Source organism: Arthrobacter sp. LAPM80 (assembly GCF_046736435.1).
In the GTDB taxonomy this organism is placed as follows: domain Bacteria; phylum Actinomycetota; class Actinomycetes; order Actinomycetales; family Micrococcaceae; genus Specibacter.
Genome location: NZ_JBCHVD010000004.1, coordinates 22187 through 38549, shown reverse-complemented (window position 1 = coordinate 38549; position 16363 = coordinate 22187). Strand labels below are relative to the sequence as shown.

At 60.4% G+C, this 16363-nt stretch carries 12 protein-coding genes; 9 read left to right on the top strand and 3 right to left on the bottom strand.

Going from position 1 to position 16363, the window contains the following annotated elements; translation table 11 throughout:
- Positions 1-109: 109 nt before the first annotated feature.
- The 5 genes from rplA to rplL all read left to right on the top strand — a co-directional run bounded on the left by rplA (position 110) and on the right by rplL (position 4012).
- Positions 110-817 carry a 50S ribosomal protein L1 gene (rplA, locus tag AAGW05_RS05760; protein WP_411803530.1) on the top strand — a complete coding sequence of 236 codons (708 nt, stop codon included), beginning with the start codon at positions 110-112 and terminating at the stop codon, positions 815-817.
- Positions 818-927: 110 nt separating this feature from the next.
- Positions 928-1488 carry an N-acetyltransferase family protein gene (locus AAGW05_RS05755; protein ID WP_411803529.1) on the top strand — a complete coding sequence of 187 codons (561 nt, stop codon included), beginning with the start codon at positions 928-930 and terminating at the stop codon, positions 1486-1488.
- Positions 1489-1495: 7 nt separating this feature from the next.
- Entirely contained in the window at positions 1496-2572 is a 1077-nt protein-coding gene (locus tag AAGW05_RS05750) for a GNAT family N-acetyltransferase (protein WP_411803528.1), read from the top strand.
- A 349-nt stretch (positions 2573-2921) separates the two neighbouring features.
- The gene (gene rplJ, locus AAGW05_RS05745; protein ID WP_411803527.1) at positions 2922-3509 is read left to right on the top strand and encodes a 50S ribosomal protein L10; all 588 of its coding nucleotides are present in this window, start codon (positions 2922-2924) and stop codon (positions 3507-3509) included.
- A 128-nt stretch (positions 3510-3637) separates the two neighbouring features.
- On the top strand, positions 3638-4012 hold the full coding sequence (gene rplL / locus AAGW05_RS05740) for a 50S ribosomal protein L7/L12 (RefSeq protein WP_411803526.1): 375 nt from the start codon (positions 3638-3640) through the stop codon (positions 4010-4012).
- Between the two features lie 189 nt (positions 4013-4201).
- Here the strand turns inward: rplL and AAGW05_RS05735 are convergent, their stop codons facing one another.
- Positions 4202-4687 (bottom strand): aminoacyl-tRNA deacylase, encoded by a 486-nt coding sequence (locus AAGW05_RS05735; RefSeq protein ID WP_411803525.1) that lies wholly within the window; start codon positions 4685-4687, stop codon positions 4202-4204.
- Positions 4684-5883, bottom strand: coding sequence for an acetyl-CoA C-acetyltransferase (locus tag AAGW05_RS05730; protein WP_411803524.1), 1200 nt, complete (start codon positions 5881-5883; stop codon positions 4684-4686). Before AAGW05_RS05730 ends, AAGW05_RS05735 begins: the two co-directional genes overlap by 4 nt.
- A gap of 468 nt (positions 5884-6351) precedes the next feature.
- On the opposite strand from AAGW05_RS05730, the gene rpoB reads away from it, so the two are divergent.
- Together rpoB and AAGW05_RS05720 are read left to right on the top strand one after the other, a co-directional pair.
- Positions 6352-9870 carry a DNA-directed RNA polymerase subunit beta gene (gene rpoB, locus AAGW05_RS05725; protein WP_411803523.1) on the top strand — a complete coding sequence of 1173 codons (3519 nt, stop codon included), beginning with the start codon at positions 6352-6354 and terminating at the stop codon, positions 9868-9870.
- A gap of 103 nt (positions 9871-9973) precedes the next feature.
- Positions 9974-13876 (top strand): DNA-directed RNA polymerase subunit beta', encoded by a 3903-nt coding sequence (locus AAGW05_RS05720; protein ID WP_411803522.1) that lies wholly within the window; start codon positions 9974-9976, stop codon positions 13874-13876.
- A 166-nt stretch (positions 13877-14042) separates the two neighbouring features.
- On the opposite strand, the gene AAGW05_RS05715 is transcribed toward AAGW05_RS05720, so the two are convergent.
- Positions 14043-15041: a patatin-like phospholipase family protein gene (locus AAGW05_RS05715; protein ID WP_411803521.1), complete on the bottom strand. Its 999-nt coding sequence runs from the start codon at positions 15039-15041 to the stop codon at positions 14043-14045.
- Between the two features lie 413 nt (positions 15042-15454).
- Between AAGW05_RS05715 and rpsL the strand changes: the two genes are divergently transcribed.
- Complete coding sequence (gene rpsL, locus AAGW05_RS05710) at positions 15455-15829, top strand: 30S ribosomal protein S12 (protein ID WP_038464715.1); 375 nt, start codon at positions 15455-15457, stop codon at positions 15827-15829.
- A 1-nt stretch (position 15830) separates the two neighbouring features.
- Positions 15831-16301 (top strand): 30S ribosomal protein S7, encoded by a 471-nt coding sequence (gene rpsG / locus AAGW05_RS05705; protein ID WP_038464713.1) that lies wholly within the window; start codon positions 15831-15833, stop codon positions 16299-16301.
- Positions 16302-16363: the final 62 nt, after the last annotated feature.

The window sequence follows — 16363 nt, the reverse complement described above, 5'->3', positions numbered from 1 at the left end:
CAATCATTAAGAACGACGCCGAACAGCCCACCTCGTGTGGCTGGCGACGTACGTAGTGGCAGGGCCCGCGCGGTCCTAACGACCACAACTGCACAAGGAGAAACGCAGCATGGCAAAGCGCAGTAAAGCATATGAGGCAGCCGTAGCCAAGATCGATGCAGACAATGTCTACGCACCGTTCGAAGCTATCAAGCTCGCCAAGGACACCAACCCGTCCAAGTTCGACGCCACCGTTGAGGTTGCCTTCCGCTTGGGTGTAGACCCTCGCAAGGCTGACCAGATGATCCGTGGCACGGTCAACCTGCCCCACGGTACCGGTAAGACTGCCCGCGTCCTGGTTTTCGCAACCGGTGAGCGTGCCGAGGCTGCTATCGCAGCCGGCGCCGAATTCGTTGGCACCGACGACCTGATCGAAAAGATCCAGGGCGGCTGGACCGACTTCGACGCAGCCGTTGCCACACCTGACCTCATGGGTAAGGTTGGTCGTTTGGGTAAGGTTCTTGGTCCCCGTAACCTCATGCCGAACCCGAAGACCGGTACGGTAACGAACGATGTTGCCAAGGCTGTTAACGACATCAAGGGTGGAAAGATCGACTTCCGCGTCGACAAGCACTCCAACCTTCACTTCATCATCGGCAAGGTGTCCTTCGACGCCGTCAAGCTGGCTGAGAACTACGCAGCTGCCCTGGAAGAGGTGCTTCGTTTGAAGCCGTCAGCTTCCAAGGGCCGTTACCTGCAGAAGGCCACCGTCTCCACGACGTTCGGCCCGGGTATCGCTGTTGACCCTGCGGCAACCAAGGTTGTCATGGAAGGCTAGCCTTCAAGTTTATAAAGAAGGGACCGTGGTGGCGTTTCGCCACCACGGTCCCTTCTTTATTTGTAAGCTGGTAGAAGTCCACAGCTAATCACAACAGGGGGAGTGCAGGCATGGAAGCAACGATCCGGCAGGCCACGGCCGACGACGCCCCTGCCTTGGCGGAATTGGCTGCCGTTACCTTCCCCCTCGCCTGTCCGCCGGACAGCCCGGCAGCGGAGATTTCAGCGTTTGTGGCCGCGAACCTCAGCACGCAGGCCTTTGCCAAATATCTGGCGGATCCCTCCCGCATCCTGTTCGTTGCTGAAGAGACTGCAGTGGACGGTGCCGGGCACCTGCTGGCCTACACGATGCTGGTGGACTCCCCGCCGTCGGACGCTGACGTGGCGGCGGTGTCTGACCCCGATGCGGTGGAGCTGAGCAAATGCTACGCGCACCCGGACGTCCATGGTGGCAGCATCAGCAGGGACATTATGCAGGCAAGCCTTGGCTGGATTACCGAGCACGGCAACAGGCAGGCGTGGCTTGGCGTCAACAGCGAAAACCTGCGGGCCCAGCGTTTCTACGGCAAGCACGGGTTCAGCGTTGCCGGGACGAGAAGTTTTCAATTGGGGAAAAGAGTCGAACATGACTATGTCATGGTGCGGCCCGGACGAAAGTCAACAACAGGGTAGTGAATTCATGAGCGAAACGACCATCGAGCAATTGCGGATTCCCGATTCATTGGACGGTGACCTTGCAGCAGACTTCCTGGAGGCCGTGGAGGTGTCCCGCCTGGTGCGCAGGCATACGTGGGGCAACGACGAACTGGCCTACACCGCGGAGGAACTGTTCGACCAGTGCCACGACCCCTACGAGTGGTATGTGGTGTTGGTTGCGCGCAAGGGAGGCGCAATTGTTGGGCGGGCTGGCATAGCCCTGCCCCTTGACGACAACACAGAGCTGGCCCACGTCACCCTTGACGTGCTGCCTACCGCCGAGGGCATGGGGCTTGGCCGTAAGCTCCTTGAAGCCGCGGAAACTTTTGTCAGGGGAGAAAACCGGCAGATTGTAATGGTCGAGACAAACCACCCGGCGGCAACACTTGAGGAGGGCACCGGCGATCCGATCCCTGCCACCCACGGCAGCGGAGTCCTGCCGATGAGCAGCAGGGAGGCCCGGTTTGCCTTCAGCGCCGGCTACGACCTTGAACAGGTGGAGCAGTTCAGCGCGTGTGCGTTGCCGGTGCGGGCCGGGCTCACTGAGGAGCTGGCAGCCAAGGCAGCACGGACGCACAATTCCGGCTACGCCATACACCAGTGGGTGGACAGTTGCCCCGAGGAATGGGCCCAGGACATCGCCCGCCTGGAACAGAGCCTGGGCCCCGACGGAGTAGCGCAGGAACCATGGGATGTGGCGAGGCTGCGAGAGGCAGAGGAACTGTCGGTGCTCACCGGACGGCATTCGATGGTCAGTGCCGCCGAATGCCTTGAAACGGGCGCCCTTGTCGCGTTCACCTCCATCTCCATTCTGGGCCACCGCAGCGACGTGGCCTTTCAGGACGATACGGTGGTGGAACTCTCTCACAAGGGCAAGGACGTGGGGCTGCTCATCAAGGTGTCCAACATGGACCAGCTCGTGCGGGAGTTCCCCCAGGCCCGGACCGTCTACACCTGGAACGCGCCCGAAAATTCCTACATGCTCTCGGTCAACGCCGAATTGGGCTATGTCAGTGCCGGCATGACGGGGCAATGGCGCAAGGACTTCAACGCCGTCTAAGGAAAGTCGTGGCCGGTGGCGCGAGGCGCCGATTTGGAATCAGCACGGTGCCTCCTGTAATCTATAAGAACCAAAGACCGTCGGTCGATGTCAACCACCCCCAGCCATCAAGTGCATCATGTACCTTCTTGTGCTGGAACCGGGCCGGTTTTCATCCGAAAAGTCCTGATATGGACGACCAGCGCAGGTGCACAAAGCTTATGAGCAGTGTTGAACCGGGATAACTCCCATGGATCCGCTGCGAAAAACGCCCCGTACATCTGTGCGGGGCGTTTTTATTTGCCTGTTGCCAGCTTGCTGGCTGGGGGCGGGACCGGAAAGACTGGCACTAATTCCCGGAAGGAGTGTTATGGCAACGCCGACAAAGGTGGCTGCGGTTGCAGAAATCGCAAAGGATTTCAATGATTCAACTGCAGCAGTCCTAACCGAATACCGTGGGCTCACCGTTGCTCAGCTCAAGGAGCTGCGCGTTTCTCTCGGCCAGGACACCAAGTTCTCGGTTGTAAAGAACACCCTGACGGCCATTGCGGCAAAGGAAGCTGGTGTTGACGCTTTCGACGGTCAGCTGTCCGGCCCCACCGCAATTGCTTTCATCAAGGGCGACGCTGTTGCTGCGGCAAAGAGCCTCACTGATTTTGCAAAGGCCAACAAGCAGCTGGTCATCAAGACCGGTATCTTCGAAGGCAAGGCTCTCGATGCTTCTGAGGTCGCCGCCCTGGCAGCCCTGGAATCTCGCGAACTGCAGCTGGCCAAGGTTGCAGGCATCCTCAAGGCTCCGATGGCCGCCGTTGCGCGCACCCTCGAAGCCCTGCGTTTGAAGCTGGCCGAAGGTGCACCCGCCGAAGAGGCTCCGGCCGCTGAGGAAGCACCGGCAGCTGAAGAAGCTCCGGTTGCTGAAGAAGCTCCCGCCGCAGAAGCTGAGACCACCGAAGCGTAAGCGTGTTGTGTCCTTCGTGGGCACACCGCCGCTGTGCCGGTCATCAGTAGTAGTTTTTCCCTAGTTTCATCAGGACCTAGGTTTATGGATTAGCCCCTTGTGGGCAAGAAACAGAAGGAGCGCCTACCATGGCTAAGCTCACCAACGACGAGCTGATTGCAGCTTTCAAGGAACTGACCATCATCGAGCTCTCCGAGTTCGTTAAGCTCTTCGAAGAGACCTTCGAAGTAACCGCTGCTGCTGTTGCAGTTGCCGGTCCTGCCGGTGGCGCAGCCGAAGAAGCTGAAGAGCAGACCGAATTCGACGTTATCCTCGAAGCAGCTGGCGACAAGAAGATCGCTGTTATCAAGGAAGTCCGCGCGATCACTTCCTTGGGTCTGAAGGAAGCCAAGGAGGTCGTTGACTCGGCTCCCAAGGCTGTTCTCGAAGGTGCAACGAAGGAAGCTGCCGAGAAGGCCAAGGAAGCTCTTGAAGCTGCCGGCGCCACGGTTACCCTCAAGTAATCACCCCGCGTTTCTTAAAGAAGCCCCGCACCGTTTGGTGCGGGGCTTCTTTGCTCCCCACCCGCTCCATGACTGCGAAACGGTCATCCGCTGTTGATATTTCACCAGCGGATGACCGTTTCGCCGTCTTGAACCCATGGTGACGGTGAAACCTACCGGGCGACGTGGCGGACCAGGAGCGCTCGGAGGCTATTCGGGGACTGAAATGTCCGCAACGATCGCGCCGAACGCTTCGATGAGGGCATCGGCCTCGACGAACATGCTGTAGCCGTGTTCACCGGCGCCCATGGCAACCCTGCGCCCCCGGATGCCGTCGTCAACGTAGACGGGCCACGCCGTCGTGCTTCCCAGGGGAGTGATGGTGCCACGTTCGTAGCCGGTTGCCCCAAGGGCCACGTCGGCAGGGGGCATTTGCAGTTTGTTCACACCCACCACCGCGCGCAGCTTGGGCCAGGAGATGGACCTACCGCCGGGCACCAGCGCGAAGAGGAATGTTCCGTCGCTGCGTTTGACCACCAGAGACTTCACAATGTTGGAAGGCTCGATCCCCATGAGGGACGCGGCTTCGGTGAGTGAGTTTGCGGCCGGACGGGGAAAAATCTCCACGACAAGGCCGCGGGCCGCAGCATCCGCCGCGACACGGCCATGCCCGGTCAGGGCGGCCTCGGCGCTCACTCGGCGTCCCGGTACAGCAGGAGTGCTTCGCCCTGGCCGCCACCGCCGCACAGGGAAACTGCGGCCTTGCCGGAGCCCCGCCGGCCAAGTTCCATGGCGGCGTGCAAGGCCAGGCGGGCACCCGATGCCCCGATGGGGTGGCCGAGGGCAATGGCCCCGCCGTGGATGTTGCACTTCTCCAGGGGTACGCCCAGATCGCGCAGGGACTGGACAGCGACGGAGCCGAAGGCCTCGTTGATCTCGATGAAGTCCAGGTCGCCAACCTCCCAGCCGGCGGTCTTCAGTGCCCGGAAAATGGCATTTGATGGCTGTGAGTGCAGGGAGTTGTCGGGGCCGGCAACCTGCCCGGGGGAGCCGACGACGGCGAGCCATGGCAGGCCGTGCTCCTCGGCGTAGGAGCGTGAGGCCACGACGACGGCGCTGGCACCGTCGGAGAGGGGGGAGGAGTTACCTGCCGTGATGGCGCCGTCGGCCGTGAAGGCTGGGCGCAGGCTGGCAAGCGTCTCCACTGTGGTGGCGGGGCGGACACCCTCGTCGGCGGTGAGCATGACGGGCTCACCCTTGCGCTGGGGGACAGTCACGGGCACGATTTCGTCCGCGAAAATACCTGCGTCCGCTGCCGCAGCCGCGCGCTGGTGTGAGGCTGCCGCGACCTCGTCCTGCGCAGTGCGGGAGAGGTTCAGGCGAATGTTGCCGCGCTCGGTGGAGAGTCCCATTGAGTCGTCGTCGAAGGCGTCAGTCAGCCCGTCATGCGCTGCGACGTCGAGCGCCTGGATCGCACCGTAGGTCCAGCCCTGCCGGGATCCGGGAAGAATGTGCGGGGCCCGTGTCATTGACTCCTGGCCGCCGGCAACAACCACTGTGGCCTCGCCGGCCCGGATCATGCGTGCGGCGTCGATCACGGCCGTCAGCCCGGACAGGCAGACCTTGTTGATGGTCACGGCGGGGACGTTCCAGCCGATTCCGGCGCCGACGGCACTCTGTCGTGCCGGGTTCTGCCCCGCCCCTGCCTGAAGGACCTGGCCCATGATCACGTAGTCGACGTCGGCTGCGGCAATGCCGGAGCGTTCCACGGCTGCTGCAATGGCCCGTGACCCAAGCTCGACGGCGGTAAACGGCGCCAATTGACCATTCAGCCGCCCCTGGGGGGTGCGCGCACCCGCGAGAATTACAACATCATTTGCCTGTGCCGCCATGGCTTCCGCACTCCTTGAAATCGCGTGCCGTACAGATCCTCATTGAGCTGTACCGTCCTGCATAGAATCTAACAGCTTGGACCTCCGGGAAATTTCCCAGGACCCTGCCGCAGGGAAGATTTGACAGGTGTGACGCGAACGATAGTGGCAAAAATTCCCCGTAATCCTGCGGCCACAGGGGTGATCCAACATCAATACTTGCAGTTTCCTGGTTCCTGGGGTAGACACGCGGCCATAAAACCCTGTAATGTAGATCTTTGCGTATCCCTCTTAACCTTCAGCCTTCATATAGCGGTGGGCTTTGTTTCGGTCAAGAGCTGCGGACAGCATGCAAAACAGGGCAGCCAAGCTGCACTGTGAAGCACTTTCCGAAGCTGCTTGGCCAGCGTTCGTCCGGGTTTGATGACCAGGAGTGAATCGGGTGAGGGTTCGTAAGAACAAGCCTGCAGGTCTGTGGAAGGATCCCTCTTGGTCGCCTCGAGCACCTCTAATGTAAATAACGCTGCAACCGCTATCGATTCAAACAGCACCGACGGTGCAAAGAGTCGCCTCTCATTCGCAAAGATTCATGAGCCGCTTGACGTGCCGAATCTGCTTGCACTCCAGACCGAGAGCTTTGACTGGCTCGTCGGCAACGAGCGCTGGCAGGACCGCATGCAGACGGCCGTGGACGCCGGCGATGACAGTGTGGCCGTCACCTCGGGCCTATCCGACATCTTCGAAGAGATCTCCCCGATTGAAGACTTCCAGGGCACCATGTCCTTGTCCTTCACGGAGCCGGAATTCTCTGATCCCAAGTTCACCGTTGACGAGTGCAAGGACCGCGACGCCACGTACGCCGCGCCGCTGTACGTCAAGGCCGAGTTCATGAACAACTTGACCGGTGAAATCAAGCAGCAGACTGTCTTCATGGGTGATTTCCCGCTCATGACCAACAAGGGTACCTTCGTCATCAACGGCACAGAGCGTGTCGTTGTGTCGCAGCTGGTTCGTTCCCCCGGTGCTTACTTCGAGCGCACGGCGGACAAGACCAGTGACAAGGAAATCTTCACCGCAAAGATCATCCCCTCACGTGGTGCATGGTTCGAGCTGGAGATTGACAAGCGCGACCAGGTTGGCGTTCGTCTTGACCGCAAGCGCAAGCAGTCGGTCACCGTACTGCTGAAGGCCTTGGGTTGGACCGAAGGCCAGATCCTGGAGGAGTTCGGCGAGTTCGACTCCATCCGTGCCACCTTGGAAAAGGATGCCACCACGGGTCGCGAAGACGCGTTGCTTGATATCTACCGCAAGCTGCGCCCGGGCGAGCCGCCGACGGTTGACGCCGCCGACGCGCTGTTGCATAACCTGTACTTCAACCCCAAGCGCTACGATCTGGCCAAGGTTGGCCGTTACAAGATCAACCGCAAGCTGGGCATTGACCTGCCGTTGAGCGACCCCGAGGCCTCCGTGCTGAGCGTTGACGACATCGTCGCCATGATCAAGTACCTTGTTGCCTTGCACGCCGGAAACAAGACCACCAAGGGCCAGCGTGATGGCGCCGAGGTTGACTTGCGCGTTGATGTCGATGACATCGACCACTTCGGCAACCGTCGTATCCGCGCCGTTGGCGAGCTCATCGAGAACCAGGTCCGCACGGGCCTTTCCCGCATGGAGCGCGTTGTCCGCGAGCGTATGACCACCCAGGACGTCGAAGCGATCACGCCGCAGACCCTGATCAACATCCGTCCCGTTGTTGCAGCCATCAAGGAGTTCTTCGGAACCTCCCAGCTGTCACAGTTCATGGATCAGAACAACCCGCTGGCTGGCCTGACGCACAAGCGTCGCCTGTCCGCGCTGGGCCCGGGCGGTTTGTCCCGTGACCGCGCAGGCATGGAAGTTCGAGACGTTCACCCGTCCCACTACGGCCGTATGTGCCCCATTGAAACCCCTGAAGGCCCGAACATTGGTCTGATTGGTTCATTGGCATCCTACGGACGCATCAACCCGTTCGGTTTCATTGAGACACCGTACCGTCGTGTCAAGGAAGGCTTCGTTTCCGACGAAGTTGACTACCTGACAGCTGATGACGAGATGGATGTAGTCATCGCCCAGGCCAACGCGCCTCTCGATGACGACAGCCACTTCGTTGAAGAGTCCGTTCTGGTTCGCCAGCGCGGTGGTGGCGGCGAACCCGTGTTGATCCCGGCCAACGAGGTCGAGTACATGGACGTTTCCCCGCGCCAGATGGTGTCTGTGGCTACCGCACTGATTCCGTTCCTCGAGCACGATGACGCCAACCGCGCCCTCATGGGTGCGAACATGCAGCGTCAGGCTGTGCCGCTGGTCCAGTCCGAGGCCCCGTTCGTGGGTACCGGCATGGAGCGCGCCACCGCTGTTGACGCCGGTGACGTTGTCATCGCCAAGAAGGCCGGTGTGGTCTCGGAAGTTTCCGCAGACGTCGTCGTCATGTTGAACGACGACGGCACGGAGACCAACTACCCGATCGCCAAGTACCAGCGCTCCAACCAGGGAACGGCTTACAACCAGCGCGTCCTGGCTTCCGAAGGCCAGCGCCTGGAAGTTGGCGGCATCATCGCCGACGGTCCGGCAACGGACATGGGCGAGCTTGCCTTGGGCAAGAACCTCCTCGTGGCATTCATGTCATGGGAAGGCCACAACTACGAGGATGCCATCATCCTTTCGCAGCGCATTGTTGCCGAAGATGTCCTCTCCTCCATCCACATCGAAGAGCATGAAATCGATGCACGCGACACCAAGCTTGGTGCCGAGGAAATCACCCGGGACATCCCGAACGTTTCCGAGGAAATCCTTGCCGGTCTCGACGAGCGCGGCATCATCCACATCGGTGCTGAAGTTGAAGCCGGCGACATCCTGGTAGGCAAGGTCACCCCCAAGGGTGAAACCGAGCTGACCCCGGAAGAGCGTCTGCTGCGCGCCATCTTCGGTGAGAAGAGCCGCGAAGTTCGCGACACCTCCCTGAAGGTTCCCCACGGCGAGTCCGGTACCGTCATCGGCGTGCGCGTCTTTGACCGTGACTCCGAGGACGACCTGCCTCCCGGCGTGAACCAGCTGGTTCGCGTGTACGTTGCCAACAAGCGCAAGATCACCGATGGTGACAAACTTGCAGGCCGTCACGGCAATAAGGGTGTTATCTCCAAGATCCTCCCGATCGAGGACATGCCCTTCCTTGCAGACGGCACCCCCGTTGACATCGTCTTGAACCCCTTGGGTGTTCCGGGTCGAATGAACGTTGGCCAGGTCCTGGAAATTCACCTCGGTTGGGTTGCCAAGACCGGTTGGAAGGTTGAAGGCGAGCCTGACTGGATCAAGAACCTGCCGAACCTGCCTCGCGAGACCGGCCAGACCAAGGTTGCCACCCCGGTATTCGACGGTGCCCGTGATACTGAAATCACAGGCCTGCTGGACTCCACCAACGTGACCCGTGACGGCGAACGCCTGATCGACTCATCCGGTAAGACGCGTCTGTTCGACGGCCGCTCCGGCGAGCCGTTCCCGGACCCGGTATCCGTGGGCTACATGTACATCCTGAAGCTCCACCACCTGGTGGACGACAAGATTCACGCCCGCTCCACCGGTCCGTACTCCATGATCACCCAGCAGCCCTTGGGCGGTAAGGCCCAGTTCGGTGGCCAGCGCTTTGGTGAAATGGAAGTTTGGGCACTTGAGGCGTACGGCGCTGCCTACACTCTGCAGGAACTGCTGACGATCAAGTCCGATGACATCCATGGCCGCGTGAAGGTCTACGAAGCCATCGTCAAGGGCGAGAACATCCCGGAGCCGGGCATCCCGGAATCCTTCAAGGTTCTGATCAAGGAAATGCAGTCGCTGTGCCTGAACGTGGAAGTCCTTTCTTCCGATGGTGCCACGATTGAGATGCGTGACTCGGATGAAGAAGTCTTCCGGGCCGCGGAGGAGCTGGGCATCGACCTGTCACGGGCCGAGCCTAACTCTGTCGAAGAAGTTTAGGAGGACGACGGCGGTGGCCAGCCCATCGCCGTCGAACCTTCACTTCCTCCCGTACCCCGCCTAGACATTCAGACTTTAGAGAATTAGAGAGAACAGGACCCATATGTCCAGCGAATCCTCCTTCGGCAGTATGCAGATTGGCCTGGCCACCGCGCAAGATATTCGCGACTGGAGCCACGGCGAAGTCAAGAAGCCGGAAACCATTAACTACCGCACGCTCAAGCCGGAAAAAGACGGTCTTTTCTGTGAGAAGATCTTTGGCCCGTCCCGCGACTGGGAATGCTACTGCGGCAAGTACAAGCGCGTGCGTTTCAAGGGCATCATTTGTGAGCGTTGTGGCGTAGAAGTCACCCGCGCAAAGGTACGCCGTGAGCGCATGGGTCACATTGAGCTTGCAGCACCCGTCACCCACATCTGGTACTTCAAGGGCGTCCCCTCGCGCTTGGGCTACCTGCTGGACCTTGCACCGAAGGACCTCGAAAAGGTCATTTACTTCGCTGCCTACATGATCACCAGCGTTGACGACGAAGCACGTCACGCCGAACTGCCGAACCTCCAGATCGAGCATGACCTGGAACGCAAGCAGATGGTCGACACCCGTGACAGCGACATCGCCACGATCGCCCGCGACCTTGAGGGCGAGCTTGCCCGCCTTGAAGGTGAAGGCGCCAAGGCTGCCGATAAGAAGAAGGCCCGCGACTCCGCGGACCGTCAGATGGCCAACGTGCGCAAGCGCGCGGACGCCGACATCGACCGCCTCGAGCAGGTTTGGGACCGTTTCAAGGGCCTGAAGGTTGCCGACCTCGAAGGTGACGAGGCCCTGTACCGCGAACTGCGTGACCGGTACGGCATGTTCTTCGAAGGTTCCATGGGTGCCGAAGCCATCAAGAGCCGTCTTGAGACCTTCGACATGCCCGGTGAAGCCGAGATCCTGCGCGACATCATTGCCAACGGCAAGGGCCAGCGCAAGACCCGTGCCCTCAAGCGCCTGAAGGTTGTCAATGCATTCCTGACGACCAACAACAGCCCGCTTGGCATGGTTCTGGATGCCGTCCCGGTGATCCCGCCGGAACTGCGCCCCATGGTTCAGCTCGACGGTGGCCGTTTCGCCACCTCGGACCTGAATGACCTGTACCGTCGTGTGATCAACCGCAACAACCGCCTCAAGCGCCTGCTTGATCTGGGTGCTCCGGAGATCATCGTCAACAACGAGAAGCGCATGCTTCAGGAAGCTGTTGACTCACTGTTCGACAACGGTCGTCGTGGCCGTCCCGTCACGGGTCCGGGCAACCGTCCGTTGAAGTCGCTCTCTGACATGCTCAAGGGCAAGCAGGGTCGATTCCGTCAGAACCTCCTCGGCAAGCGCGTTGACTACTCGGGCCGTTCGGTCATTGTTGTTGGCCCGCAGCTGAAACTGCACCAGTGTGGTCTGCCCAAGCAGATGGCCCTGGAGCTCTTCAAGCCGTTCGTGATGAAGCGCCTGGTTGACCTCAACCACGCACAAAACATCAAGAGCGCCAAGCGCATGGTCGAGCGTTTCCGTCCCCAGGTCTGGGATGTTCTCGAAGAGATCATCACCGAGCACCCGGTATTGCTGAACCGTGCACCAACCCTGCACCGTTTGGGTATCCAGGCGTTCGAACCCCAGCTTGTTGAAGGCAAAGCAATCCAGCTTCACCCGCTGGTTTGTGGCGCCTTCAACGCAGACTTCGACGGCGACCAGATGGCAGTCCACCTGCCGCTGAGCCCCGAGGCCCAGGCTGAAGCACGCATCCTGATGTTGTCCTCGAACAACATCTTGAAGCCTTCCGACGGCCGCCCGGTTACCCTGCCGTCGCAGGATATGATCATCGGTCTGTACCACTTGACCACCAAGCGTGAGGGTTCTGCCGGCGAAGGCCGTATGTTCTCCACCGCTGCCGAAGCCGTCATGGCCTTCGACGCCAATGAGTTGCACTTGAACTCACAGGTCAAGATCCGTCTGGACAACTTCATCCCCGGTGCCGAGCGCAAGGGCCCGGAAGGCTTCGAAGCTGGCGGTTCCGCCATCATCGACACCTCCCTGGGACAGGTCATCTTCAACGAGACCCTGCCTGCGGACTACCCGTGGGTTGAAGCAGTTGCCGACAAGGGCCAGCTCTCAGAGATCGTCAATGACCTCGCCGAGCGGTACCCCAAGGTTGTCGTTGCAGCGACACTGGATAACCTCAAGGATGCCGGTTTCTACTGGGCAACCCGTTCAGGAATCACCGTTGCCATCTCCGACATTGAGGTGCCTACGGCCAAGCCGGCCATCCTCGAAGGCTACGAAGTCAAGGCTGCAAAGGTCCAGGCCCAGTACGACAAGGGTCTGATCGCCGACGACGAGCGCCGCCAGGAGCTCATCGACATCTGGAACCAGGCAACCAACGAGATCGCTGATGTCATGCGTGCGTCCTTCGCCGCATCCAACACGATCAACCGCATGGTTTCCTCCGGTGCCCGTGGTAACTGGATGCAGGTTCGCCAGATTGCCGGTATCCGTGGCTTGGTGGCTAACCCGAAGGGTGAAATTATTCCGCGCCCGATCAAGTCCTCCTACCGTGAGGGCCTGTCGGTTTTGGAGTACTTCATTGCTACTCACGGTGCCCGTAAGGGTCTGGCCGATACTGCTTTGCGTACGGCCAACTCCGGTTACTTGACGCGTCGACTGGTTGACGTTTCACAGGATGTCATCGTTCGCGAAGACGACTGTGGTACCGAGCGCGGTTTGACCCTGCCGATCGCAGTGGTCGACTCCAATGGCGAGTTCGTTCTGCACGAGGAAGTCGAGAACAGCGTTTACGCCCGTACCTTGGCTGCCGAGGTAGTGGACTCCTCAGGCACCGTCCTGGCCGAGGCCGGAGACGACGTCGGAGATGTCCTCATTGCCAAGCTGTTCGCAGCAGGCATTGAAGAGATCAAGGTCCGCTCGGTACTCACCTGTGAGTCAACCGTTGGAACGTGTGCACTCTGCTACGGCCGTTCACTGGCCACGGGCAAGACCGTTGACATCGGTGAGGCCGTCGGTATTATCGCCGCACAGTCCATTGGTGAGCCCGGTACCCAGCTGACCATGCGTACCTTCCACACCGGTGGTGCTGTTTCCGCCAGCCGTGGCGAGGACATCACCCAGGGTCTGCCCCGTATCCAGGAGCTCTTCGAAGCACGTACCCCCAAGGGTGTCGCTCCGATCGCAGAAGCTGCCGGCCGCATCAACATTGATGAGTCCGAAAAGACCATGCGTTTGATCCTGACACCGGACGACGGCACCGAAGAGATCGCTTACCCGGTCCTGCGACGTGCACGTCTGACGGTTGCCGACGGCGAGCACGTTGAAGTTGGTCAGAAGCTGATTGTGGGTGCTGTTGATCCCAAGCAGGTTCTTCGTATCCTCGGCCCGCGTGCCGCTCAGAAGCACCTCGTTGAGGAAGTTCAGGGCGTTTACCGCAGCCAGGGTGTGGGTATCCACGACAAGCACGTCGAGGTTATTGTCCGCCAGATGCTCCGTCGCGTGACGGTCATCGAATCCGGCGATTCCAACCTGCTGCCCGGCGAGCTCGCCGAGCGCGGCCGCTTCGAGACGGAAAACCGTCGCGTCGTGTCCGAGGGCAAGAAGCCGGCTTCAGGCCGTAACGAGCTCATGGGTATCACCAAGGCCTCCTTGGCCACCGAGTCATGGCTCTCCGCCGCTTCCTTCCAGGAAACCACCCGCGTTCTGACGCAGGCGGCCATGGAAGGCAAGTCTGACCCGCTGCTGGGTCTGAAGGAAAACGTGATCATCGGTAAGCTGATCCCGGCCGGCACTGGTCTTCCGCGCTACACCAACGTCACGGTGGAACCCACGGAAGAAGCCAAGGCCAACCTGTTCACCGGTCCGAGCGCATTCAGCGACTTTGACTACGTGGGCGGCGTTGGAGACTTGGGCGCAGAGTTCCGTGCCATCCCCTTGGATGACTACGATCTGGGCACCAACTTCTCCGGCTAATCCCCAGCTCCTCCCGGCTTTTTGATCGCTAGCGATCAAAAAGCCGGGGTCCTCGGAGCTGTGGGGCCATCGGTTCGGTATGTTCCGGGCGCGTGGGCCCAAGCAACGAATTGGCGGTGAGTCACCTGAAAGGGTGACTCACCGCCATCGCGCTTTAACAACGTGCTCACTGACCAAAGGAATAGTCCCCGCCCTTCCACTTGTCCCAGTCCCAGGTGGTCAGGAACTTTTCACCGCTGGTCATCCCGCGCCCGAACATCGTGGTCTTGTCCTCGGGGGTGAGGTGGAAGTCGGTGGCCTGGTAGGGGGAGGTGTTCACGAAGATGGTGCGTGATGTGGCCTGCGGGTTGTTCACGTATGCGTTGTCATGGGCGCTCATCATGGTGCCAAGCAGTGACTTGGCCAGCGTCACGTTGCTGTTTGCGGCGCTCCAGTCCGCTGTACGAATGGTGGTCTGGCCTGAAAGCTTGACACCAATGGTTGGCCAGCGCGAAGGCTTGCCGTCTGTGCGGTCAAAGATGGACATGGGGAAGTTGGACAACAGTCCGCCGTCGGCACAGACGATGTGGTCGTGGCCGGTCGCGGCCGGGTCGGTGTGCATCTTCCAGGGGCGGAAGAAGAACGGGATGGAGGCTGAAGCCCTGACGGCATCCGCTACCGGAACAGTGTCCGGGTCGACACCAAGGAGTGACTTGTAGTCCCAAGGCAGGCGTAGCATGAGGCCGCGTGAAACGTCCGAAACTATCACCACCAGCCGGTAGCGCTGTTCCGGCGGGAGAGAGCTCTCCGGGTCGTCATCCTTCAGGTCCGCCCAGGTGTGGACGCCCTGGGCAGCTAATGTTTCGGCAATCCAGTCGTGCATGAAGCCGCCAAAGAACAGGCCCTCGTGCAGGAGCAGACCGGACACCGGGCCAAGGCCGGGAATGCGCTCCAGAAAACCATGCCTGTCCTCAAACTGGGCAAAATCCAGCGAGTCCATGACGTTCTTCACCTGTGCTGGTGACATGCCCGAAGCCAGAAAGGCGGCCACGATGGCGCCCGCGGACGTGCCTGCAATGCGGTGGAAAGTGTAGGGGTCGCTGTGACCGGCCAAGGCCGTCACGGCACCGACAAGGCTGGAGCCCTTGACTCCGCCGCCCTCAAGAACTAGATCTGTATCAGCCATGGCACACCGCATCTCAACAGCGATCCGCCCCGCATGAGGGGCTCCGTCGTCCGCCGGGGGCGGATTCCGGAGTCGTGGGGTAATTAGAACATTGCGCCTCCCCGTGCCGCGTGTCAAGGAGTCGCAGGCAGCTGATTTCAGGTCATGGGCCAACCCGTGGTAATCTAATGAGTAATTGTTAGTGTGGCAGTGGATAAGAGTATCCGCTTCCTTCACCCAGGTGAAGGAAAGTGGGTACGGGTCCGGGTTGTACGGTTCTTGTACAGCGAATGCCACATTTTTGCATGCCTAGGCGCTGTGAAGTCGCCAAGCCTGCGACTACCAGTAAAAGGTTTTTCCCAGCGGCTGTTTCATGTGGCCGGCGGGGCAAGCAACACGAGAATCCACTCGAGAAAACAACGGAGAACACGAAAGTGCCTACGATTAACCAGCTGGTCCGAAAGGGCCGGACACCCAAGGTCACAAAGACCAAGGCTCCCGCACTTAAGGGCAGCCCCATGCGTCGCGGCGTTTGCACGCGCGTTTACACCACCACCCCGAAGAAGCCGAACTCGGCTCTGCGTAAGGTTGCACGCGTGCGCCTCAACGGCGGCGTGGAAGTTACTGCTTACATCCCCGGTGTAGGTCACAACCTCCAGGAGCACTCCATCGTGCTCGTCCGTGGAGGCCGAGTCAAGGACCTTCCCGGTGTTCGTTACAAGATTGTCCGTGGCGCATTGGATACCCAGGGCGTTAAGAACCGCAAGCAGGCTCGCAGCCGCTACGGTGCAAAGATGGAGAAGAAGTAATATGCCTCGCAAGGGTCCGGCCCCGAAGCGGCCGCTAGTAGTAGATCCCGTATACGGTTCCCCTTTGGTCACACAGCTGATCAACAAGGTTCTGGTAGACGGCAAGAAGTCCACCGCAGAGCGCATCGTTTACGGCGCACTCGAAGGTGTTCGTGAGAAGACCGGTGCTGATCCCGTTGTTGCCTTGAAGAAGGCCATGGAGAACATCAAGCCGAGCCTTGAGGTCAAGTCCCGCCGTGTTGGTGGCGCCACCTACCAGGTTCCGGTTGAAGTCAAGCCGGGTCGTCAGACCGCACTTGCTCTTCGCTGGTTGGTTGGTTACTCGAAGGCTCGCCGCGAGAAGACCATGACCGAGCGCCTGCGCAACGAAGTTCTGGATGCCTCCAACGGTCTTGGTGCCGCTGTCAAGCGTCGCGAAGATACCCACAAGATGGCAGAGTCCAACAAGGCCTTCGCACATTACCGCTGGTAACTAGAGCCATGAGGATGCCGGCGGCGAACCCGCCGGCAACCTTCCAGCTCATCTCTAAACTA